Below are 5,010 nucleotides of genomic sequence, written 5' to 3' on the forward strand. Positions count from 1 at the left end.
GGTGATCACCGGACGGATACTTTTAGGTAAAACAGCTCGGTGTAAATTTAACACTGTCACTTGGGTTGAGTTTTATCGCACTTAGAGGGTAAAGCATGAAGGTTCTACACTTACCTTATGCATTGGTGCTTAGTAGCAACGATCGTTAAGTTCTCAATTACTGTAATGCTGCAGGTTTCAGGTTTTAATGAGTGAAGTTTGGCGTTCCTGTTGTTGTCGTAACGAAGTTTAAAGCAGCATTGATACCGCTGCTTAAAAATTAACGAGGCTATTTTAAGGCTTGTTTATCGTTATTTAAGTTGGAACGTTGTTATAATAGGTAATAATTAAATAGTCAGTAGCGCAGAGAGTCCAATGGAACTTGAACAAGATAGCAATTTAACACTTCCTTTATTTATTCTAGATGAAACACTAAGTACCCGTGACTTAGCGCAGCCTGACTTGGAAATTTCAGTTATCTTAAGTGATGAGCTGCTTACTCAACTATGCCAGAACCCCAGTGCTGACAGTAGTATAGGCATTAGCATTGCAGACTATGAGTTGAATATCATCAATTCAAGCTTTGCTACCATAGCGCATAGCGAGCATGACGCTCAATTAACCATAACACAGGGCCCTCTATTAAGCGCTGTGGTGACTACTGTTGAAAACCTAACATTCGTATCACCACAAATTGATATGATGCCTACGTTCGATTTAGGTGATGAGACTGAATAATGAAAAAAAATATTATAGGTACTTTTGTACTGATTATCTTAAGTGGTTGTGCTTACTTAGGTAATGCACATTACAATGAATTATTCGGTCCTGAGCAAACACAAGATCGTATGGTTGCTCATAATAGCGGTGCTGGGGCTGAGTTTTTACAGCAGGTAAAGCCTGTACTCGATAACCGCTGCGTGGTTTGTCATGGCTGTTATGATGCGCCTTGCCAATTAAAACTCTCTTCTCCTGAAGGTATCGACAGAGGCCTCAGTAAAGAGTTGGTTTACGATGGTACTCGGTTGTTAGCCTCAACGCCGAGCCGATTATTATTTGATGCAACCACGACCGAGCAATGGCGTGATAAAGAATTTAGCCCGGTATTAAACGAGCGAGCACAAACTGAAGAAGCCAATTTAGCGGGTAGTGTGTTATTTAATACGCTGGTATTAAAGCAAAGTTCACCCTTGCCAGAAGATGAAGTATTAGATGAACGTTTTGATTTTTCACTTAGCCGCAACCAAAGTTGTGCGACGATGGGTGAGTTTGACCAATTAGCGGATGAGCAACCGCATGCGGGTATGCCTTATGGCTTGCCTGGAGTGACTGCTGCTGAATTTCAGCACTTACAAAACTGGATTAAAAAAGGCGGGAAAATGGCGCACATCAAGCCGCCATCAGCTGCTGAGCTTGCGCAAGTAAAAAACTGGGAAACATTTTTAAATCAAGATGGTTTGAAGTACCAATTATCAGCGCGCTATATTTATGAGCATTGGTTTTTAGCACACATCTACTTTAGTGATGCACAATCACCTAACTTTTTTAAGTTGGTACGCTCAAGTACTCCCCCTGGTGAAGACATTAAATTAATAAGTTCTCGTCGCCCTTACGATAATCCAAACGTTGAGCGTGTTTATTATCGACTGCTTCACGACCGTTCTACTATTTTATCAAAAACGCATTTACCGCTTAAACTTAATGATGAAAAGTTGGCACGTATTTACCAGCAATTTATTGCGCCAAATTACACTGTATCTAGTTTACCAAGCTATGAGCCTACCCTTGCATCAAACCCGTTTAAAACGTTTGAAGCACTGCCTATAGATGCAAAATATCAATTTATGCTCGATGAAGCTGAGCTAATTATTATGGGCTTTATTAAAGGCCCTGTTTGTCGTGGTCAAATAGCACTCAATGTGATTAATGATCATTTTTGGGTGGCGTTTGCTGATCCTAAAAAGGTAGCGACTCCGGCGGTAGGTAAAATGCTGGTGCAACATGAGGATGCATTAGAGTTGCCCGCAGCAGAGGAAAGTAATGCGTTACCGATTTCTAATTGGGTCAAATACTCGGTTCGCGAAAAACGTTACTTAAAGGCCAAGGTAGAGCTTGCTAATAATCTGTTCAAAAACGGCGAGCATTTAACCACCGACTTATTGTGGAAAGGGGATGGGCATAATCAAAATGCGGCACTGACTATTTTTCGACACTTTGATAGTGCAACTGTAGTTAAGGGCTTTATTGGCCAACAACCTAAAACTATGTGGGTGCTTGATTACGCGCTGTTTGAGCGTATTCATTACTTGTTAGTTGCGGGCTTTGATGTGTATGGCAATATTGGCCATCAATTAATAACGCGCTTATACATGGACTTTTTACGTTTAGAAGGTGAGCACAACTTTTTAGCTTTGTTACCTGAAGCTCAGCGAGAGACAATTAAACAGAGTTGGTATCGAAAATCACCACCTAGTTTGTCGACCTTTTTTGAAAACAATCGTGAGTTTAGTCAACCCAGCGGTATTAACTATCAAACAGATGAACCGCAATCAGAGCTATATGGCTTAATTAAAGAGGCATTAGAGCCCGTTTTAAGTCCTCGTTATGACTATAAAAAAGTACCCGCACCATTAAGTGCGATTAATACCATGCCTGCCAAAGCAGTTAACTTACTGCCACAGCTATCTTATGTGCTAGTGAAAGAGCAGGATGGCCACACAGGCTATACAATTATTCACCATAACGCGCACTATAATATTTCGAGTCTACTAAACGAAGACGGACAGCGCGCCTATGAAGAAGATACGGTGACAATTGTTCCGGGCTTTATTGGTGATTACCCTTCTGCAATTTGGTATTTAAATAACGCCCAACAGGTTTCGGCCTTTGCAGAACAGTTACCGCTAATGCAAGTGGAAGCTGATTATCGCGCTTTAAAGTCTAAGTTTGCGATTCGTCGAACTCACCCGCAATTTTGGCAATACAGCGATATTTTACATCAGGTTGCCCGCCAGTACCGAGGTGTTGAATTTGGCATGTTTGATTATAATCGACTAGAAAATCGTTAGGTACACGCTAAACGGTTACAAGAGCCCAGCTTAACTAGCTGGGTTTTTTATATTTAATAATTTAGTAATTAGTTTGCTAAGCTTAGGCTACAGTTAAAACAAAAAAAGTAACCTAGTTTATGTTCAACATTGTTAAGAGTATTCGCAAACGTTACCGTTGGGCTTTAGTTGCTATTGCCTTGTTGGTCAGCGTATCTGCATTACTGATGCAATACTTCTTTTCAGTGCAAAAATACGATGCAAAAATTATCAATATAGCTGGCAAGCAATGTATGCTTTCGCAAAAAATAGCTTGGCATAGCAATGCATTAATTAATCAAACGGATAACCACGCACAACATCTTCAATCGTTAAAACACTCCCTTGAGTTATTTGAACAAGCCCATGAATATTTACTCACTAAGGATGAACAAGGTGACGCAGTTTATCTAAATACACCTTTATTTGATTTATATTATGCCCCCCAAGCAACTTAGATGCAGAAGTGTTGGCCTTTATAACGCAAGCTAAAAATTTGGTTTCTCGAAAGGAGCCTATTAATTTGGCTTCGTTTTCTGTGAGCGAAGTTGAAGCATTACTCAAAAAATTAGACACTGCGGTGAGCTTATTTGAGCAACAAGCGGTAAAAAAGGTTGATTGGATCTCTAGTATTGAACTGCTTTGTTGGTTTTTTACTCTGGCATTATTGTTTTTAGAACTTAGATTTGTGTTTATGCCGATGGAAAAACGAGTTCTGCAGACCTTACAAAAGTATCAACAACAAAAAGAATTTGCAGAGCAGGTAAGTAATAACAAAGAGCACTTTATTGCACGAGCCAGTCATGAATTTAGAACCCCATTACAGGGGTTAATTACCTCGATCGATGAGCTAAAAATTCCCACTTCACAGCAGGATATACAACGCCAAGCTCGGTATTGCTCGGCGAGGTTGTTGGCGATGTTAGATGAATTACAAGATTTACAAGCGCTGAGTTTAAATCGTTGGTCGTTAAACCCGACCTCTGACAACTTAATAACCACCATAAATAAAGTGTTAGTTGTGTATGAATATGGTTGTACTGAAAAAGGGTTAAAGTTAATCAGAGAGCTAGCAGCGAGCTTAGACTGCGCGGTGATTGTAGATCATGCATGCCTACAACAAATAGTTAATGAGCTACTTAGTAATGCATTAAAGTTTACAGAGCAAGGAGAGGTGAAAGTCATCGCTACGCTCAACAATAACCAACTATCGTTGAGCGTCGAGGATACCGGCTGTGGCTTTGATCACCTTATCGAGCAATTAGAATTAGACAGCACTGAGCAAAGTAACCATTTTCAAGGACTCAGAACAGGCCTTGCCCGTGTACAATATATTGTTGATGCCTTAAATGGCGAGATTCGTTTTGAAAATAATCGTCAGCAAGGGGCATCTGTATTTTTAACATTACCATTAGAGATGGATACTACTTTAAGCAAGTCATCGTCAATTCCTGATAACTTACATTGTTTAGTCGTTGAAGATAACCCACTTAATATGCTGGTACTCACTAAGCTATTAACCGCATTGAACATACACGCTGAATGCGCTGAGAATGGCAAAATAGCGTGTGAAATGGTCGCCAAAAAATCTTATGACGTCATCTTTATGGATTTAAATATGCCGGTTATGGATGGGTTTGAAGCCACTAAAATCTTGCATGATAACGATAAAACACTGCCGATTATTGTGGTTACCGCAAACACCTCTGATAGTGATCTTGCTCGCGCTAAAGCTTGTGGAGCAATAGGTCATATTCATAAACCCATAGATCAGCAAAGCATAATCGCGGCGCTAAACGATGCTTTTCTACCTGAGGTTGATTAAATCTCACTTGCTTAATTATTCCTTATTACGTTAGTTTGAGTTTTTAAGCTCTGTTTTGGGATCTAACGTGCGCTCAATTTTACTACAGCAATTTAGTGGTTATTTAACCTGAGATCTGGT

The 5,010-nt window shown here is 40.0% G+C and carries 2 protein-coding genes and 1 pseudogene; all 3 read left to right on the forward strand.

Annotated elements, in window-relative coordinates; translation table 11 throughout:
* Nucleotides 1-354: 354 nt before the first annotated feature.
* Nucleotides 355-717: a hypothetical protein gene (locus CWC14_RS17190; RefSeq protein WP_013463853.1), complete on the forward strand. Its 363-nt coding sequence runs from the start codon at nucleotides 355-357 to the stop codon at nucleotides 715-717.
* Nucleotides 717-3,047, forward strand: coding sequence for a fatty acid cis/trans isomerase (locus tag CWC14_RS17195; protein WP_138564110.1), 2,331 nt, complete (start codon nucleotides 717-719; stop codon nucleotides 3,045-3,047). Before CWC14_RS17190 ends, CWC14_RS17195 begins: the two co-directional genes overlap by 1 nt.
* Before the next feature lie 119 nt (nucleotides 3,048-3,166).
* Nucleotides 3,167-4,890 (forward strand): annotated as a pseudogene (locus tag CWC14_RS17200) (response regulator).
* Nucleotides 4,891-5,010: the final 120 nt, after the last annotated feature.

Origin of the sequence: Pseudoalteromonas sp. S3260, from assembly GCF_005886925.1 — a bacterium.
GTDB classification, from domain to species: Bacteria; Pseudomonadota; Gammaproteobacteria; order Enterobacterales; family Alteromonadaceae; genus Pseudoalteromonas; species Pseudoalteromonas tetraodonis.